Origin of the sequence: Neptuniibacter sp. QD37_11, assembly GCF_047778105.1 — a bacterium.
Classification (GTDB): domain Bacteria; phylum Pseudomonadota; class Gammaproteobacteria; order Pseudomonadales; family Balneatricaceae; genus Neptuniibacter.
In genome coordinates this window covers 1750350-1768571 of sequence record NZ_CP180552.1, presented here as the reverse complement: position 1 = coordinate 1768571, position 18222 = coordinate 1750350, and the positions used below count along the sequence as shown (strand labels likewise).

Here is an 18222-nt window from a genome sequence, read left to right as displayed (position 1 = left end):
CTGTTACATTCAGCATTACAAAAGCTATTTATCCAATTGTTTTAAAACAACTATTAGATAAATGGCTTTTTGTTTTTTGAGAGCTTTAAGATCCACGTCTATACTTTTTCTACAGCTAAGAATTCTAAACAGATACGGCAAAAAAGATTGATAGCAAAACACTCTGTTTAGTTTGTGGGGGCTGATAATGTTTCATAAATCAGCTGTTGGCATTCAACTCCCTTAACCTCTACCAATGCGCTTAGTCCATGTTAGGAAGGTTATATTGTGGGAACCGACGAATACCGAATCGAGCAACCAGAGGATGGTAGCCGAGAAAATTCAGAAACATCCGCTGTTTCTGACACCTTTCTAAACCCCAATTATTGGGCCAAGCTCACACAAACAACCTCGCGTGAAGCCTACGTATCTACATGGCTTGCACTGCAATGCCAGTTGATCGAAAAAGTACATGCTGGCGTTGTAGTTATGGGCGAGCCAGAAGAAGGGCCATATACGCCAATCGCTCATTGGCCAGAAGATAGCGAAGCTAGTTTTGATATGACAGTCGTGGCCGAGCTCGCAATGAGCGAAAGAAAAGGCTCAGTCAGATCAAGCAAATCATCTCATCATCACACATCGCTAGCTTACCCTTTACTGGTTGATGAACAGCTTTGTGGCGTGGTCGCACTCGAAGTCAGCGAAAGAAATCAAAGGCAACTAAGTTTAGTTATGCGCCAGCTCCAATGGGGCTGCGCATGGCTTGAAACGCTTGTTAGACAAACCACCTTAACGTCTAAAGCCCGTTTAGCTTTGGCCCTTGAGTTAGTTGCAGTCAGTTTGGAATCCAAGCGTTTTCATGCCGCTGCCACCGCTTTTGTCACAGAACTAACATCCTGCATGGATTGTGAGTGGGTAGGTATTGGTTTTTTAAAAGGTCAGCACATTAAATTGAGTGCATTTTCTCATAGCGCGGAATTTGAAGAGAAAAATAACTTAATGCGTCTGATCGCCAGAGCTATGGATGAAGCACTCGATCAACAAGCGCTATTAGTCTATCCAGCGCCTTCTGATACGGCCCCACGGGCACTCAGATCTCATGAAGACCTCGCAAGGCAAGATAGTGTCGGTCATATCTGTACGATTCCGATGGGAAATGCGGGTGATCCGATTGGCGGACTAACATTGGCCAGAGCTAAAGGGCAGAGTTTCACAGAAGATGAGATCGATTTCTGTCGGTATGTTGCGCTGCTCGTTGGCCCTGTATTAGATGCACGTAGAAGAGATGATCGTTGGATCGGCAGTAAGATGTGGGATTCGCTGACTGATACATTGCTGCTTTTTGTGCGAGAAGGACATACCGGTTTAAAACTCGCCCTTATTTCTACAATTTTCCTAGCTGTGTTCCTGAGTATTGCCGACGGAACTTACCGGGTATCTGCCAATGCCAGTCTAGAGGGTTCTATTCAACGCGCGATCACCGCCAAATTTACTGGTTACATTTCTAAATCCGATATCAGAGCAGGCGATATCGTGAATAAAGGCGATCTTCTGTTTGCCATGGAAGATAAAGATCTCAAATTAGAACGCGTTAAATGGAACAATCAAAAACAACAGAGACAGCGTGAATATGTAGAAGCCCTCGCCAATGGCGATCGTGCGCAGATGCGGATCCTCCGTGCCCAGAAAGATCAGGCGGATAGCCAGATAGCACTGATTGATACCCAGCTAAATCGAACAGCGGTCACAGCCCCCTTTGATGGTGTCATCGTCAGTGGTGATCTGAGTCAGATGCTAGGCGCGCCTGTAGAGCGAGGACAAGTGTTATTCGAGTTGGCGCCACTGAATAGCTATCGGGTCATTTTAAAAGTGGATGAGAGGGAATACTCTCAAGTCAAAGAGGGACAGTTAGGCTCATTAAAACTAGCAAGCATGCCAAACCAGCTTTTGGATATGGTAATCGTCAAGAAAACACCTGTAGCGATTGCAGAGGATGGGCGTAACTATTTCCGAGTAGAAGCCTATATAGACGGAGGAATAGAAAGATTAAGACCCGGCATGGAGGGAGTCGGCAAAGTAAATATAGAGCAGCGTAAACTAATTTGGATATGGACCCATGAATTCACTGAATGGGTAAGGTTTACAGTTTGGTCTTGGTGGCCGTAGGCGGAGAAGACTATGGCTGACAATCTATACAGTTCAATGTGGTACCGCGTAGCAGAGCTTAAACCACATATTCGTAGCCACACTCAAATCAATCGACATGAGTACCGTGGTCAGATCTGGTACATCATTAAGGAGCCATCGTCTGGGCAATATCATCGTTTCACCCCAGCTGCCTATCACTTTATAGGGTTGATGGACGGGGAGCGCACTGTAGATCAGATTTGGCAGCTATTGGCCAAACAACTTGGAGATGACGCACCTACACAAGATGAAACGATGCAGTTTCTCAGTCAGCTTCATATAGCAAATGTTCTCCAGACTGATGTAATTCCAGACAGCGAAGAGTTATTTAACCGCCACCAACGTCATGAAAAGGTTAAATGGAAGCAAAGGCTCATGTCACCTTTAGCGCTTCGCTTTCCCTTATGGGACCCAGATAAATTCTTAGCCAAAACACTGTATTTAACCAAACCTTTGTTTGGCCTTGGTGGTTTATTAATCTGGCTAAGCGTAATTATCGCTGGTGCTGTTCAAGCAGGTATTCATTGGTCTGATCTAACAGAGAACGCTATCGACCAAGCCATTACTTATAACAATCTATTTTTACTTTGGCTGATCTACCCATTAGTTAAGGCCTTACACGAACTCGGGCATGCTTATGCGGCAAAGGTGTGGGGCGGTGAAGTCCATGAGATGGGCGTCATGTTGTTAGTTTTGATGCCCATACCTTACGTCGAGGCATCTTCCGCAACCGCATTCCCGGAAAGGCATAAGCGTGTTGTAGTCAGTGCTGCAGGCATAATGGTCGAGCTTTTTTTAGCATCTATCGCTATGTTTGTTTGGTTAAACGTTGAAGCCGGTATCGTTAGAGCCATTGCATTCAACGTCATGCTGATAGGCGGTGTATCAACCCTGTTCTTTAACGGCAATCCATTACTGCGATTTGATGGCTACTACATCATGTCGGACCTCATAGAGATGCCTAATCTTGCAACCCGCTCTAAAAAGTATCTGGCTTACTTAACTCAACGCTACTTGTTTTCCGTTACCGATCAGCACTCACCAGCAGAAAGCGGTGAAAGAGGGTGGTTAATCTTCTACGGGATCGCTTCGTTCGCTTATCGCATGTTTATCATGTTCGTCATCATCTTATTTATAGCGGGCGAACTATTCTTTATCGGGGTGTTATTGGCTATCTGGGCGATAACTACCCAGTTGGTTCTGCCTTTATTCAAGGTGCTGGATTTCCTATTTACCCATTCGCGTCTTAAGTACAAACGATCCAAAGCTATTACTTATTCAGCTGTCGGGCTAGCCAGTTTGTTTATCATGCTATTTGTCATTCCAGCTCCATCTAAAACCCTTGCAGAGGGTGTTATTTGGCTACCGGAAAAGTCTCATGTCCGTATGCAAGTGGATGGTTTTGTTGAAGAGCTTTTGGTTCAGCAAAATACGATAGTCCAAGAAGGTCAGCCCTTAATTCAATCTCACGATCCCTTTCTTGAAGCTCAATCGGCGCTTCTTAAAGCACAAAGAAGGGAATTAGAAGCACGTTTAGTGCAGTTACAGTTCGCCAATCGCTCCCAAGCGCTAGTCATTAGGAAAGAGATAGAAAGCCTTGAGGCTGAGCAAACCAGAATTGAAGAACAACTTCAGTCCCTCACAGTCTTCAGTGGTGCTACAGGTTTGTTTATTGTTCCTTCAGCGATCGACTTACCCGGACGATTTATGAACCGTGGCGATATTATTGGCTACGTACTCGAACCTACTACCACACGCATTCGAACCGTTGTCAGCCAAAATCAAATCGGATTAGTAAGGAATAGAACTGAAAAAGTAGATGCTTGGATAGAGAGTGCAGACAAATTTCCGCAAGAAGCACAGATAGAGAGAGAGGTGCCAGGAGGGATTTTCAAATTACCTTCGGCAGCATTAGGCAGTACTGGAGGAGGTAAGTTTCCTGTCGATCTCAGTGACCCTGATGGTTTAACGACACTGGAACGGTTCTTCCAATTTGATCTGCTTCTCCCAAATATTGAAGAGATAGGGAATATAGGAGGTCGTGTAAATGTGCGATTTGATCACGGTTACGAGCCATTGGCATTTCAATGGTATAGACAACTCAAACAGCTGCTGTTGAGTCGTTTTGAAATCTAGCGCCTCACTGCGCCCCGGTGTAATTCTGGGGCATTACCCACAAAAGTCATCCTGCCAAAACAGCAGGCTAGACCGCATTGCTTCGCAAATAGAAGGGAGCTTGCGCCAGCTTGTTCCTGAGTTAAAAGAAAAGCGCTTCGATAGTTTTATCACGCAAGTAAACTGTCATTCAGAGCCATTAACGGCAATGAACGATGATCAGTTGGCCACAGTATGTAGAGAGCTAAAGGAATCTCTCAGCGTAGGCGGCCTGACTGATGACTCAACTGCTCACTGCTTTGCTCTTATTCGTGAGGTTGCTGAAAGAACCTTAGGGCTTCGGCATTTTAATACTCAAATCATGGGTGGCTGGGCCATGATCAAAGGCAAGATAGCCGAAATGCAGACCGGTGAAGGTAAAACATTAACAGCAACACTGCCTGCGTGCACAGCGGCCCTGAGTGGAATTCCTGTTCATATCATTACCGTTAATGATTATTTAGCACAAAGGGACTCAGAGTGGATGGGGCCAATCTATAAAGCACTAGGCCTCAGCGTTGGCTTGATTAGTGAAGGGATGACACCTGAACAACGCCGCAGTGCATATGAATGCGATGTCACTTACTGCACGAATAAACAGCTTGTATTCGATTACCTAAAAGATCGAATCGTTATGGGCCATAACAGTGGCCGCCTCCGATATGAATTGGATGATCTCTGCAATGATGGTAAGCAGCAGGGCAATGTTCTGCTAAGGGGATTATGTTTCGCCATCGTAGACGAAGCAGATTCCGTCTTAGTCGATGAAGCCAAAACACCTCTAATTATTTCTAAACAAACCGATAATCACAAAGAGTCACAGATCTACGAACAAGCATTGGAGATGGCTGCAGAACTAGAGCCTACAGAAGACTTTAAACTCATAGATCAAGAACGAGCCATTGAGCTTACCAAGAACGGAAAAGCCAAACTTGATAGCTTTGGCGATACCTTAGGTGGCTTATGGCGAGGTAAAAAAAGGCGCGAGAATTTAATTAGGCAAGCGCTAAGCGCACTAAATTACTTTATCAAAGACACTCACTATCTGGTAAAAGACGGCAAAGTTCTGATTATTGATGAATATACAGGCCGTGTTATGCCTGACCGTTCATGGGAACAAGGTCTTCATCAACTGATTGAAGCTAAAGAAGGCTGCCCCATAACCTCTCAGCCCGAGACATTGGCACGTATAAGCTACCAACGTTTTTTTAGACGCTACCTGCACTTAGCTGGCATGACCGGCACTGCAAAAGAGATCACCGGAGAGTTATGGGCTGTGTACGGCTTGGGCACTATGGTAATTCCATCAAATAAACCACAGATCAGAAAGAACATGGGCTGGCGAGTGTACGTAAATAATGATCTTAAAAACAACGCCATATTAACTCGAATTTATCAGATGAGAACTGAAGGTCGGCCAGTATTGGTTGGTACACGGTCTGTAGCAGCATCTGAAAATCTTAGCCAATTATTACAAGAGCTCGATATACCACACAAAGTTCTGAATGCACGGCAGGACCTAAATGAAGCAGAAATCATCGCCCAAGCTGGCATGAAAGGTCGTGTAACCGTTGCAACTAATATGGCTGGACGTGGTACAGATATCCATTTAGAAGAAGGCGTGATCGCTTTAGGCGGCCTGCATGTCATTGCGACAGAGCAACATGAAGCCAGCCGAATTGATCGTCAGTTATTCGGCCGTTCTGCTAGGCAAGGAGATCCTGGAAGCTACGAATATATCCTTTCATTAGAAGATGAAATTGTGACTAAATTCAGCCCTAAATGGATCTGGAATCTACAATCACATACAGCATCCCCTAAAAGCCACTTTAGAAAAATTAGCGTCTTAATTTCACAAAAGATCGCTGAGTATAAACACGCACAAGTTAGAAAAGAGCTTCTTCGAATCGATGAACATTTAGGGAATATGTTGTCATATTCCGGCCAACAGGAATGAGGAAATTTTATGAAAAGCCTCTTGCTTCACTTGGGAATAATCATGGCTATAAACCAAATACCGAGTTCATATGCAGATGATAAATTGGAAGGATTCGATTGCCTCATTAAGCCTCATTCATTAGCAGATGTGAGTACTAGGGAGCAGGGCGTAGTTGAAGCGCTATTAGTAGATCGGGGCGATCTAATCACTATGGGTCAAGAAATAGCCAAGCTAGACGCAGATATTGAGGAAGTAACGGTTAAATTAGCAAAAGCTAGAGCAAGCATTACTGCTGAGGTATCTGAAAGGAGAGCAGATCTCAACTTCGCTAGTAGGGAGCTTTCAAGAATCAAAGAGCTACATAAAAAGAGAGCAATTTCAGCACAACTATTAGATGAAGCTCGCACTAATTATTCAAAAGCTAACTTACAGCTTAAACAGGCAATAAACAGACAAGCCGTAGCAAAGATAGAACAGGAAAGGGCTCAAAAATTTTATGATAGAAGAATTATTAGAAGTCCATTAAATGGAATCGTCGTAGATAGAAAAATCTCATTAGGAGAATCCGTAGATAATCGTCCTATTCTACAGGTTGCTGAAGTTGATCCTCTGAATGTTGAACTGATCGTCCCAGTCGACTTTTACGGGAAAATCACTGTAGGAATGGAAGCAACGGTTCTTCCAGAATATCCCGGAGCAAAAGATCACCCTGCAAAAGTCGCCGTAGTTGATAAGATTGTTGACCCTGCCAGCGATACTTTTGGTGTTCGATTAGAATTATCAAACCCAGGACTGACTATTCCAAGTGGTGTTAGATGCAACATCACATTCAATCCAAATGAACCTGAGGCTATCTCCGCTGTTGATACATCTGAATAGAGCTGTTCAAGCAGGATTTTAAGAATATTTGTAAGAGGATATAAGCACAAAGAATAACCAATATTTAAAGGCAAATAACCTGACTAAAGCCTATCTTCAGCTATAGTTATCGAGGGCCATAAAACAATAATTACAAGATGTTCCCTACGGCATAAAAACGGACGTTTCTAGCGTTAAAACACACAGCTGCCGTTTGTGATGATTATTAATGGCCCGTTGCCATTCACATATCAATATCACGGAGGGAATGTCGTGAGTAAGCAATTGTTGTTTTATACAAATGCAGTGCCTGTCTCCAGTACCAAACACCGCGATTGGTCAGTCAAAATCGGTAAAAATTACGAATACGCTAAACTGACCAACTCAGTTCCGCTAATGGCTGTAGAATTTCCAAATGCAGCACAGGAATACCCTATAGTATTTGCTCAAGCTGGCTCAGATGTTCTCCCTGTAGCCATATTGGGCGTATCTGATGAACGAAATATGTTTGTTGATGATGAGGGTAACTGGAAAGCTAAGTATATCCCGGCTTTCGTACGTCGTTATCCGTTCGTATTTTCAACCACAGACGACGGCGGAACGTTGATGCTATGTATTGATGAAAGCTTTAGTGGCTTTAATCAAGAAGGAGTTGGGGAACGATTATTCGATGCTGAAGGGCAAAGAACACAATACTTAAACGGAGTTCTTTCCTTTGTCGAAGAATACCAAGCACACTTTAAGCGTACTCAAGGCTTTGCAAATAAACTTAAAGAGTTAGATCTATTTGAACCGATGCAGGCCAAAGTGGCTTTGGATACGGGCCAACAAATGTCTTTAACAGGCTTTTTAGGTATTAACCGTGCAAAATTAAACGCACTACCTGGCGATACCCTATCTGAGTTGGCGCAAAGTGGAGAGCTAGAGATGATATACATCCATCTCCAGTCTATGAAAAACTTCTCATTGATGATTGATCTTGCCAAGAGTTCAAACAGTGAAGAGCTACAAACTCCCGTGCCACCGTTAGATGCAAATGAACCCAATGAAGGGGAAGCGTTAAATTAAATAAACTTAATCGTTAAATGCTCGGGTAAATAGATGTTCTTCAGAACCAGGGGCGGGGATATAAAGCGCTGCAGGACGGCCTTTCCCGCCTTCAGGTTTACCTTCTCCTACCTCTTTTAATAGTTCCGCATTCGCCATACGACGCCTAAAGGATTTCTTCTCTAATTTCTTATCCATCAGAATCTCGAAGGCCTGCTGTAATTGCGTCAGAGAAAAGGGTGCTCTGATAATATGAATGGGCAGTACAGTATAGGCAGTCTTATTCTTCAGTCTTTCTCTCGCTGTATTGATTAAATCATGGTGATCAAAAGCAAGGTCATGGGTTCTTTCGTACCAATCCTCTGGTCGCTCATCTTCACCACGGCTTTGCCAATAAGCATCATGCTCAGGGTTTAACTGGCAAGATCGGTTGTCATCATCATGCTGATCCATTATTTGTCTCCTTGCTTTGCCACAGCACGTGTTGCTGTGAATTCCTAACTTTTTGTAAACTGAGAAATGTAGAAAATACGGGGGATTGGGAGAATTCGTTCCAAACTTTGAAATCGAAGATTCCAGCTTAAGAATAAATTATAAAAAAAGGTCCAGCTTAAAAGTAAATTATGAATAAAGTCCTTACATAACAATGTGTTGTTATTATTTATTACTAATAAACTAGCAGCTATAGAGGCAGAATTCAAACGTAGCTACCGTTGGAATAGAGGTCTGCTTCTATAGCTGAAACTAACACGCTTTTCAGCTATGCAACATTAAGGTCCTTCAGTTCACTAAGCAGTTTTATGATGCTCTTAAAATCATCTTCAGTTCCGATATCTCTATCGTGCTGACCCTTAAGAGCTTTTTTCCATTTGTCATATCCCATGCCGTTTATAATACCAACTGCATGATCAAGAGGGGTCAACCCTAACTTGTCGCTAGAATCTGATAGCTGAGGATGGCTCCGAACTAGTTGCTCAACCATCTTAAAACGCCCCAATCTAGCCGCTGTATGCAATGCATTGATGCCTTCATTTGTACAAATGGTAGGATCAGCATTTGCCTCAATAAGCATGGTGAAGCAAGCATTAGAGCCCGAAGAGATTGCTGCCGTCAGAGCTGTACGTTTGTTAAAGTCTTGTTGATCAACACTTAGGTTCTTCTTCGCCAGTATTGATGCTACAACTGTTGATAAGCCTTCATTACAAGCCAACATCAGAGGCGTTTGGGATTTGTAGTCATTCATCTCTACATGCCTCTTCGTCGCAATGTTGACTAATATTTCAATTGCTCTATCCAGCTGCGCTTGGAATGTAGTTACCTTTTCTTCAGAAATAACACCGTATTTAATGGCCATCTTATGATCTTTAAATAATCCATGCCTAGCATTGATCATTAAAATCAATATTGTTTGGCCTCTGACATCGTTAACTCTTTGAAAGACCTTATCTTTATTTTGCTTAATCCACTTTTTAAATTCATCCCAGTTGTTGTCGAAAATCATTTTCATCATGGAAGCCATGATGGAGCCTGCATCACCTATACCAGGTTTGAATGGACTTATTCCTGCGTAAGGAACATATAATTCTTGCCAAAAGTGTTCGGCAGACATGGCTGCGATATCTTCAAATGGAATTGCTTGGGGTGCGTTTTTGATTTGATCTAATAAGTCCTGTCCATGACAGTTTGAATCATTATGCTCGATGATGTTGCCAAACATTATATTCAGATAAAGCCTACTATCATTGGGGTGTAGGGCAGTATTGAATATTTTAGTAGCTAGTAAATCTCGGGTTATTTCACCTTTAAGCGGACCATAGTTTCTCTCCTCACAAGCGATAAGCGCACGTTCAAACATTGCAATTGCGCTTTCTCCGTTGTTTCCATCTTCATAAATTTTATTCAACGACAAAAGGTGCTTGGCTTTGTATTGCAGAGTCGAAGCTTTAAAAATATGACCTAATTTATGAGCTTCAGCTCTTGTAAGTAATTCGTCAACTCGCTGGATGGTTTCTTTGCGGTTTTTTTGCGCGTGATCATTAAGATATAAAGCCAGCTCCGCGTTAATTGCATACATCTCATCAAAGCCACTGAGATTAAGTTCCCTGATTTGTTTAAGAACTAAATGCTTAGCTTTCCAAGGAATATTCTGCTGTCTCAACATATAAAGCAGAGGCTGTAAGAGGTCGCTATGTTTGATATCGGGTAACAGCCCATCATTCATATACAAAGCATAGAAGTTATGAAAGTTTTCTCTTCGGGTTTCAATTACACTCTGCAACTGCTCTGTGTCTGATGAAATACGTTTTTTTGAGGACTCATCCCAATGCTCGATATCACGTAATTCTGAGTCACGCACACACCCTTTGAAGATTTCCGTCATTAACTCTGGGGTAAATTCAATATGAGAATCTCCCAAGCTGACATCTAGACCCTGAAGCTCGAATGCTCTTGGATGTGGCGATAGTTTTCCTAAGAATGACTCATCAGCTTTCTCGTGACTACGAAACGCTTTGGTTTCATCGTAGGATTGGATGGTCCACTCAAATATTTTTTGAAATAACAGAGTAAGTTGTAGAGCTTTATTTTCTGATAGATCAGAAGATTCCTTATGCCTATCAATCTTTAATTCAGTTACAAGCTTTTGATAGCTGTACTGAGCAAGTCTTGCAATTAAGAACCTACGCCTTACAGTCTCCCAGTCAAGATCATCTCTAGCATTAAGCAGACCTTTAAGCGGAGATTTAGCAGCATCTGTAAAATACGTTTCGATAGACTCAACTGAAAGATTTTTGCCACTTAACCAGTTTTCCATATCTCGGATAAAGCTCGACACATGCTTTTCAGCCATTTCCTCGTTATTTAATAAGAGTTTCTCCAAGCTTGCTGGGCTAATCGCTCCGATCTCATCCAGAAGCCATCTTGTTGCATTTGCAACAGGCAGAATAACCTTGTTTCCTTGAACGTGTGGAAGGAACCAAAGAGCCCCGCCAGGCATATCTTTTGGAAATGGAGTCTCTAAATGCCAGAACGCACTTTTTCTGGCTAACCAAGGCACATAGTAGATAGCTAGGGAGTTCCATAGAACTTGTTCACTACTCGCATCAAATGTCCATACGCGGTTTTCTAAATTATTTGAGCCAATTTGTATTTCAGTGGCCGAACATATCAAGTCATCTACCAAGTTTTCATCTGATTCGCAGTCTAATAAAGAAAGGAATCCTTTAATTAGGTCCCAATATCGTTCGGTGTATTTGTCTACAGACAGTTTCTTACGCTCGACAAATCGATTTATCTGGTCCCGATTTTTTGCTGACTCCTGACTATTGAGACCCAACGACTGATAGGCATTAAACAAGAATGATTCAAATGATGGCAGGGTAGCCATTGCTGTAACTCCTTTACTGTTAACTGCTACGTCAATGTAGCTCTTGGCTTTCATTTCCTTAACGAAATAATCCGTACAACCCCAGTTTCAAAATCAGGATAGGGGGTGGACGGATATCTTCGTTAATTAATTTGGTGGTTTTTCTTAAATTCCATCTCCTAAACAAATTAAAGAGGAAAAGGAATGAACGAGCTATCAAAACAATCAGAACATCTTCGCGTTTCTGAGCTGGTAGTCAATTGGCATCTCACGGAAGCATGTAATTATCAATGTAAATATTGTTATGCATCATGGATAAAACCTGCAGAGTTTTCTGCCATTTGGCGAAACAAAAACAAGACTGATCAATTACTTAAAAGCTTGAGAGAGCATTTTGATTCTACCAATGATGCAAATCCATTAACTAAAGACCTTCATTGGTCGGACCTTAGGCTGAGCCTCGCAGGAGGTGAGCCAATGCTGCTTGGAGACAGATTCAAAGACATTGTTGAAACTGCTTCAGAGTTGGGTTTTAAAATCTCATTGATTACTAATGGTAGTTTTCTGAATAGTGAAACACTTGAATGGCTTGCCCCAAAGCTTTGCATACTTGGAATCAGCGTCGATACCACGCAATCAAACTCAAATAAGTTAATTGGAAGAGTCGATTCCAAAGGAAATACGCTATCCGAAGGCTTCTTGGCTAATATAGTCCGTGTAGCACGTCAGCATAATCCCAACATTCAAATCAAAGTAAATACTGTTGTTAATCGTTCAAACTTCAACGAAGACCTTAAAGAGTTGGTAAATCTTTTAAAACCCGAACGATGGAAAATCCTTCGAGCACTTCCAGCAACAAATCACAATCTCACAATATCTGATGCTCAATTTCAGAATTTCATAGAGATAAATCAACGAGCTGATACACAAGTGTATATCGAGGACAACCTCGACATGAAGGACTCTTATTTGATGATTGACCCACATGGTCGTTTTTACCAAAACTCACTCGTTCAACGAGGTGTAACTGAATATCTATACAGCGATCCAATATTAGAAAATGGGATTGCCTCAGCGTTTAATCAAGTTGAATTTTCTAGTGCTGCGTTTTGCTCTAGGTATGTTCCAGCCAATATTCAAGGAGCGGCAGCGTGAAATACAGTAGCTCTAAAGAGCTTAATCAACTCATTAGAAGGCTTCTTAAAAAAGGCTGGAAATACGAAAGAAGGAAAAAGCATGCAATGCTGGTTTCACCAGACAATTCAGGGAGAGTTTGTATTGCAACGTCACCAAGTGGTTCTCGTGTTCGTAACTATGTGGAATCAATGACAAAGAAATATTGTAGGTAAGGAAAGAGGAAAGGGAAATGACGCAATATCACTATCAATGCCAGCATTGCCTATGTACGACGAATATGTGGGAAGATGATGACGGTTTGAATGATTTTTACGGTGGAGCAATCGACGATTGTGGATGCCAATCTGAGGATGAATTCGAAGATGATTGGGATGATGACTGATTAATATTGTGGCTATTGGTTCCTGTAGCGGAGCCAATAGCCTTACTCTGGTTAGTTGCGGTGTGAAGCAATCACAATTTAAAGTGCTCAAGGATAGAATCCCCAGTTAGGTCATGAATTGAATGACTACACCGTAGTATCTGTCGATTCATAATCATTATCGCCATTTCCTTTCGGGATATGGCGAGAATCTTCCGAGCTTCCATATCAGTCACCGATCCCCCTGAAATTTTCATGAGTTCAGTGCGAAGAGTACGATTTAAAGACTCTTCCTCTATGAAAACCATAGATAAGTCGTCACATGATCTATAAACGGTAACAGAAGAATCTAGCGCTGAAGCCAAAACCCTGCCGTAGCTAGTAGCATATCGATCTAGCAGCGTAGAGCTTGGAGTAAAATTTACATATCCTTCAGGCGGGCATTCCGCCTTAGGAATATTTTCTAGAAGCTGATGAGAGCTTCTGATATCAAAAAGGGTATCCTTCAGGACTGGTGTCTCATGGATGATATTTACTAGCCCTTTTGATGCTAAGTAAGCAACTTCGCCTTCAGGGATATTTAATACACGGGCAATTTCCTTATATCCACAGTGGTAGTTAATCGTATCCGAATGTTTCAACCTACGTGGTGATACAAAGCCTTTAGGTCCGTATTCTTTATCACCTGGCCCACAGTCAAACGCATCACTTATAAGTGATTGCAAATCCCTGCAGCTTTCGGGGAAGCGGCTAATATCTTCATGAATAACATCGTTTGGTCTTGCGGTTCTTACGATATTAGTTGCTAGTTCTCGCAAAAATACTTTCATGCATTCAGGGCTTTTTAGATTACTTATATATGCAAGTTGCCACTGAGGGAGTCCCTGATTCATACGGGGATGAAGTTGACTCCACTCCAAGCCACAATGCTTACAGCCCTCAAATATTGAATAGTGCCATTCCAGAGGTTTCTGACAGCCTGGACAGCGTTCAACAAGCGGGGCGTTATGTTTTGAGCAATGTGTAACAGGCAATAACTGCCAATCTTGCTTAAAAATAGGTTCGTCTGATTCAGAGAAGCACTCTGGACAAACTCTCGGTTGTCTAAGTTGAATGTCGCGTATAACTCTCTTCTCGTCGTACAACCAAGGTTCAGAAAGCTGTTCCGTAAAGTGAGCTGCTAACTGCTCTTTTGATACGAGCAACAAAGGTGCTAGTTTCTCACAAACTGCTTCTAAACCTTTTAAGCTAGGCTGTCTGTTGGAATGGTTATCCCTTAACCCTGCAAGCTTAAGGATCTCTCCGCTTCGAAACCTGCCATTAAAGTGAGCAAGCCGTAGAAGGTAGCCTGGGAATGACTCCCCAGGCACAGGCATATCTCGAACAGGAAGTTTCATAAATACTCCCTCATCTCAGATTCAAGCCTACTAGCAGTAATACCAAACGGGTTATAGTCCAGCTCTCCAAGAGGAGTGCAATCAACCATTTTGAAGCTTTTCCTGAAGTGCACTAACTCAATTGCTTTCCCTGGTGGTGTAAACTCGATTGCCTTAGTTATTAACTCACCGATTTCTCGTGATTTACCTGCTGTGGCCAGATAAAAACGATAAAGCATTTCATCTGTATGTAAATTAATACAGGGGACTGTAATTAAGCTATGCAGGCCCACCATGTATTCTCTAAAACGCTCAATCTCTTTCGGCTTACAAGATAGAGTACCAAGCTTGAAAGTACTCGGAAAACGCCCCGCGATTGCTGCGTGATCACTTCTTAGGTAAATCGAATCGTTCTCGCCAGCCAAGATCATGGGAACCTTAAGAACATTCATCAATGTCTTAATTGTATTTGCTATTTTTACTGTAGAAGCGCCAGCATTTACTGGTAGTAGGTTATGAATTTCATCGAATATCAGTAACTCTACACCAAGCTTCTTCATCAGCACCTGAATACGATGAAACTTAGCTCCCGTGCGACCTTTTGCTGGCTCAGGGTCACCTAAAGCATCTAGGATCGATTGGTAAAGCAAATCAACACTGCTCGATGCAAAAACGTCGATAATAACAACTTTTTTTGCATCCCTTGGCCCCAAGCTCGGCCCATTTTGCTTGTCAGCATAGGTCTCGATGAGTTTGGTTTTACCAGTTCCCGAGGGGCCAACGATTAGTAATCCTTTGCAGGTCCTATTTAGAGTTTTGTGTACCTGATTTATTGCCATCAAGCCTTCTTCAAAACGTGAATGAGGAAGTATTGCATTACAAAACTCACTTGCTTCAGGGCGACTATCAGTCGTCAAAATTAAATTACTCATTATTCATCCTCCGACTGAGACTTATTTCGGATTACAAGATCTGCGTATGGGTTATCATCAAAAGCATCAACTTCGTGCGAATCGCTTACCACCTGGTCGGAAATATTTTCTGTATCACCGATAAACCCTTTCTCTGCTGCTATCTCAGCTGCAGCTTGATGAAGGTTCTGTGAATCTAGGTCAGCTTCTGCACGCCGATGGTCTTGCCGTATGGGAATGTCGGGATTAGGAGCACCATTAGCCTCGGCTTGTAAGTCATGTAGTTCACGTGAGATTCCATAATCTACATGCGCATCCGAATCTTCATTTTCCTGATCAGCCAAATCCTTACGAGACTTCCGAATTGCTTCGTACTCAGCAAGGGACATACCTTCTGTGATTCGAATACGACCTTGAGCCGCGCGACGTGCCTTAACCCGAATCAGTTGATTGCCGTACTTAACCGTAATCTCGCTTATATCCATATTGTTGTAGAGACAATGAAATTGAAACGCTTCATTTTTCTTTCGATTTCTCAGATAGATATCATGCAGTACACCGTCTGCATCGTTGTACCAAACATTATTGATTCGCAATCCATTTGTTGCGTCATAAGTAGGATCTGTCCATTTTCCCCGCAGTAGGTCTGCAATAACCATGTTGTCAGGTTCTACAGGTGGATTATCTTCAGCATTTTTTAGCCATACATTGTGTGGAGATCGACCAAAGAAAGTTGAGTGTGGACATTGGTTGTAGTCATCTACGATATATTTTGTGAATTCTTCCCTAAACTCGTCCAGCGTGTGGCAAGCCGCTTTCTTGAGTTCTGTTTCACAACCCTTAGGGTTATCTCTACGACCGATATAACCACCGAAATGGTCTGCAAATCGTGTCCGAATGGTGCCGTTAAGGCGCTCGATATTTGATTTGTGCCAAGGCGTTCTGGTTTTACACGCTGTTCTGGAAATGCCAATTGTACCCAGATAGCCTGCAGTTGGTTCAGCCATATACCCAGCTCCGCCATCAGTAACGATGAACAAGCAATTACCGAACATAATCCAGTTATTCTTGGTAAAAGGGTGGTCCTTTTCTTTAGTTTTTATTCGGAAAGCATGCTTCATGCATTCAATAACACCATTAGATGTCTCTGAATTCAGTTCAATAAAAAATCCGACAACCGCAAGGGAATAAACATCAATAGCAAGATGCACTACAGGGAAGCCAATGAAGTTACCCTCATTATCATTAAGACCAATTGCCAGACTTACAGCATCAAATTGAATCTGCTCGAGAATAGAACCAACTTGCATTTCTGCATGAGCATGTCGAGCCATAGCATTAGCGGCTTGAGCACCATTTCGTTTCCGCTCACGGTAGATCGGATCGAGTTCGTTATATCGGTTGTAGTAAAGAGTCTTCTGAGAATCTTTGATTACAATGTTTAGGTGCTGCTTACATAAGCGCTGAAAAACACGAAAGCCATGTTTTATCGACTTCTTCTTGCGCCTTAACACAACACGCTCAAGCGTTAGCTTTAAAAGACTTTCAACAGACTCTGGTATTCTTTTATCGCGCTTACGAGGTTTTGGAGCTAATCCAATTAACGGGTTGGCAGTTTTCCCTTTCTCGTCGGCTTTAACCAGCCATTTATAAACAGTGCTAGGTTTGGGTGGTTTTGAGTCGTAAAGCCTCTCAGCTGTATACTCAATACTGCCAGCAATTACGTTCAAAGAACGATTGTGCTTTAAACGGCGAAGATCATTAACATAGGCTGCGCGTTTTGTCGCCTTGTCCTGTTTAGACTCATCGGCAATGGCGGCGATGATAGCTTCGCCATTATCATTGTTACCGATCAGATGAACTTTATGGTTTATCAAACCATTTAACAAAAACTCACGAGCAACTTGTTTCGATGTGCCATCATCGAAGTTTACTGACATTTTGTCAGTCCCATCTAAAGGGAATAGGGTGGCTTTTCGTCCATCGATAGAAACGCGGACACCTGCAGAGAAAAGTTTATGATTATGCTGCGTCATGGGTCCAAACCTCCGATGTACCGTTTAACTCGCTCATAAAATCGAATTTGATCTGATCATGTGCCAATAACTGATGCCCGAAGTGATCGGGGTATCCACGTTTAGCCAAAGAGGAGCGAAGCTCCCCAAACGTGGTATGGAAATGACCAAATTGCTTTCGATAGCGGCTCATCAACTCGGAATTGAGTCGCTTTGCCAGATAGCGATATAAACGACGGAAGTTAGGAACTGCATCTCCATTGTAGATGTCAGTCGTAGTTTCCAGACGTAGCTCTTCATTGGCTGCATTAAAGTAATATTGCAGCAACCAAAGCTTTTCCTGGAAGTCGGATTTGTTCGCAGCTCCATCAGACTTCACTTCAACGTAGAAGGAAGATAAATCACGCAGAGTCACATATTTGTCAGCTGTATAGCGACGCTGACGACCATTATGTGTGTACTCAAAGTGTTTCTGGGTCTCGTAGCTGAGAACTTCAGGATTGAATTCTAGCCAAAGCAGTGCGTCAAATTCGTGCACGCTTTCGCAGAAGTGAGTGGATCGTGTCTTAACAGACACGAACGAGGTCCGTGGACCGAACGGAGACGTCTTCTCCAAGTAGCGATGTTGCATGAGGGCATACCTCTTTCATAAAAGGTGGGTCTCATGTATAGGCGTCTCCTTTGGTTGGCAGATGTGGTAGCTAGTGTTCACAAGGATAGTGATCCTGCATGTGCGAGTCAAGTTTTCAACATGAGTGTAACTCTATGTTTACAAAGGATATTTGTTTCACGATTAAGGTATAAAATGGTCAAAAGTAGGGGGTTGACAATTTTTGAACTTCACGCCATACGGAGGTTTTAGAAAATGCAACCCTTAATTTTTCAAAAAGTCTA

General features: G+C 42.5%; 13 protein-coding genes. 7 read left to right on the top strand and 6 right to left on the bottom strand.

Going from position 1 to position 18222, the window contains the following annotated elements; translation table 11 throughout:
* The first annotated feature begins 267 nt into the window (after positions 1-267).
* The 5 genes from ACMXYT_RS08130 (at position 268) to ACMXYT_RS08110 (ending at position 8185) form a co-directional block, all read left to right on the top strand.
* Positions 268-2145 carry an efflux RND transporter periplasmic adaptor subunit gene (locus tag ACMXYT_RS08130; protein WP_415912191.1) on the top strand — a complete coding sequence of 626 codons (1878 nt, stop codon included), beginning with the start codon at positions 268-270 and terminating at the stop codon, positions 2143-2145.
* A gap of 12 nt (positions 2146-2157) precedes the next feature.
* Positions 2158-4302: a hypothetical protein gene (locus ACMXYT_RS08125; protein WP_415901087.1), complete on the top strand. Its 2145-nt coding sequence runs from the start codon at positions 2158-2160 to the stop codon at positions 4300-4302.
* Positions 4303-4402: 100 nt separating this feature from the next.
* Positions 4403-6277: a preprotein translocase subunit SecA gene (locus ACMXYT_RS08120; RefSeq protein WP_415901086.1), complete on the top strand. Its 1875-nt coding sequence runs from the start codon at positions 4403-4405 to the stop codon at positions 6275-6277.
* Positions 6278-6286: 9 nt separating this feature from the next.
* Positions 6287-7138, top strand: a complete 852-nt coding sequence (locus ACMXYT_RS08115; RefSeq protein ID WP_415901085.1) for an efflux RND transporter periplasmic adaptor subunit — start codon at positions 6287-6289, stop codon at positions 7136-7138.
* A gap of 252 nt (positions 7139-7390) precedes the next feature.
* Complete coding sequence (locus tag ACMXYT_RS08110; protein ID WP_415901084.1) at positions 7391-8185, top strand: SapC family protein; 795 nt, start codon at positions 7391-7393, stop codon at positions 8183-8185.
* A 6-nt stretch (positions 8186-8191) separates the two neighbouring features.
* Here ACMXYT_RS08110 and ACMXYT_RS08105 read toward each other — a convergent pair whose 3' ends face one another.
* Together ACMXYT_RS08105 and ACMXYT_RS08100 are read right to left on the bottom strand one after the other, a co-directional pair.
* Positions 8192-8617: an NrtR DNA-binding winged helix domain-containing protein gene (locus ACMXYT_RS08105; RefSeq protein WP_415912190.1), complete on the bottom strand. Its 426-nt coding sequence runs from the start codon at positions 8615-8617 to the stop codon at positions 8192-8194.
* A gap of 307 nt (positions 8618-8924) precedes the next feature.
* Positions 8925-11549: an ankyrin repeat domain-containing protein gene (locus tag ACMXYT_RS08100; protein ID WP_415912189.1), complete on the bottom strand. Its 2625-nt coding sequence runs from the start codon at positions 11547-11549 to the stop codon at positions 8925-8927.
* A gap of 183 nt (positions 11550-11732) precedes the next feature.
* Here ACMXYT_RS08100 and ACMXYT_RS08095 point away from each other — a divergent pair, with 183 nt between their 5' ends.
* Both ACMXYT_RS08095 and ACMXYT_RS08090 read left to right on the top strand, forming a co-directional pair.
* Positions 11733-12683 carry a viperin family antiviral radical SAM protein gene (locus tag ACMXYT_RS08095; RefSeq protein ID WP_415912188.1) on the top strand — a complete coding sequence of 317 codons (951 nt, stop codon included), beginning with the start codon at positions 11733-11735 and terminating at the stop codon, positions 12681-12683.
* Between the two features lie 211 nt (positions 12684-12894).
* Positions 12895-13047, top strand: a complete 153-nt coding sequence (locus tag ACMXYT_RS08090; protein ID WP_415912187.1) for a hypothetical protein — start codon at positions 12895-12897, stop codon at positions 13045-13047.
* 71 nt (positions 13048-13118) lie between these two features.
* Here the strand turns inward: ACMXYT_RS08090 and ACMXYT_RS08085 are convergent, their stop codons facing one another.
* From ACMXYT_RS08085 to ACMXYT_RS08070, 4 genes are read right to left on the bottom strand one after another with little or no spacing between them, the layout of a single operon-like run.
* Positions 13119-14423 carry a TniQ family protein gene (locus ACMXYT_RS08085; RefSeq protein ID WP_415912186.1) on the bottom strand — a complete coding sequence of 435 codons (1305 nt, stop codon included), beginning with the start codon at positions 14421-14423 and terminating at the stop codon, positions 13119-13121.
* Complete coding sequence (locus ACMXYT_RS08080; RefSeq protein WP_415912185.1) at positions 14420-15334, bottom strand: TniB family NTP-binding protein; 915 nt, start codon at positions 15332-15334, stop codon at positions 14420-14422. The genes ACMXYT_RS08085 and ACMXYT_RS08080 overlap by 4 nt, the downstream gene beginning before the upstream one ends.
* On the bottom strand, positions 15334-17349 hold the full coding sequence (locus ACMXYT_RS08075; protein ID WP_415912184.1) for a hypothetical protein: 2016 nt from the start codon (positions 17347-17349) through the stop codon (positions 15334-15336). Before ACMXYT_RS08075 ends, ACMXYT_RS08080 begins: the two co-directional genes overlap by 1 nt.
* Complete coding sequence (locus ACMXYT_RS08070; protein ID WP_415912183.1) at positions 17336-17959, bottom strand: hypothetical protein; 624 nt, start codon at positions 17957-17959, stop codon at positions 17336-17338. Before ACMXYT_RS08070 ends, ACMXYT_RS08075 begins: the two co-directional genes overlap by 14 nt.
* Between the last annotated feature and the right edge of the window lie 263 nt (positions 17960-18222).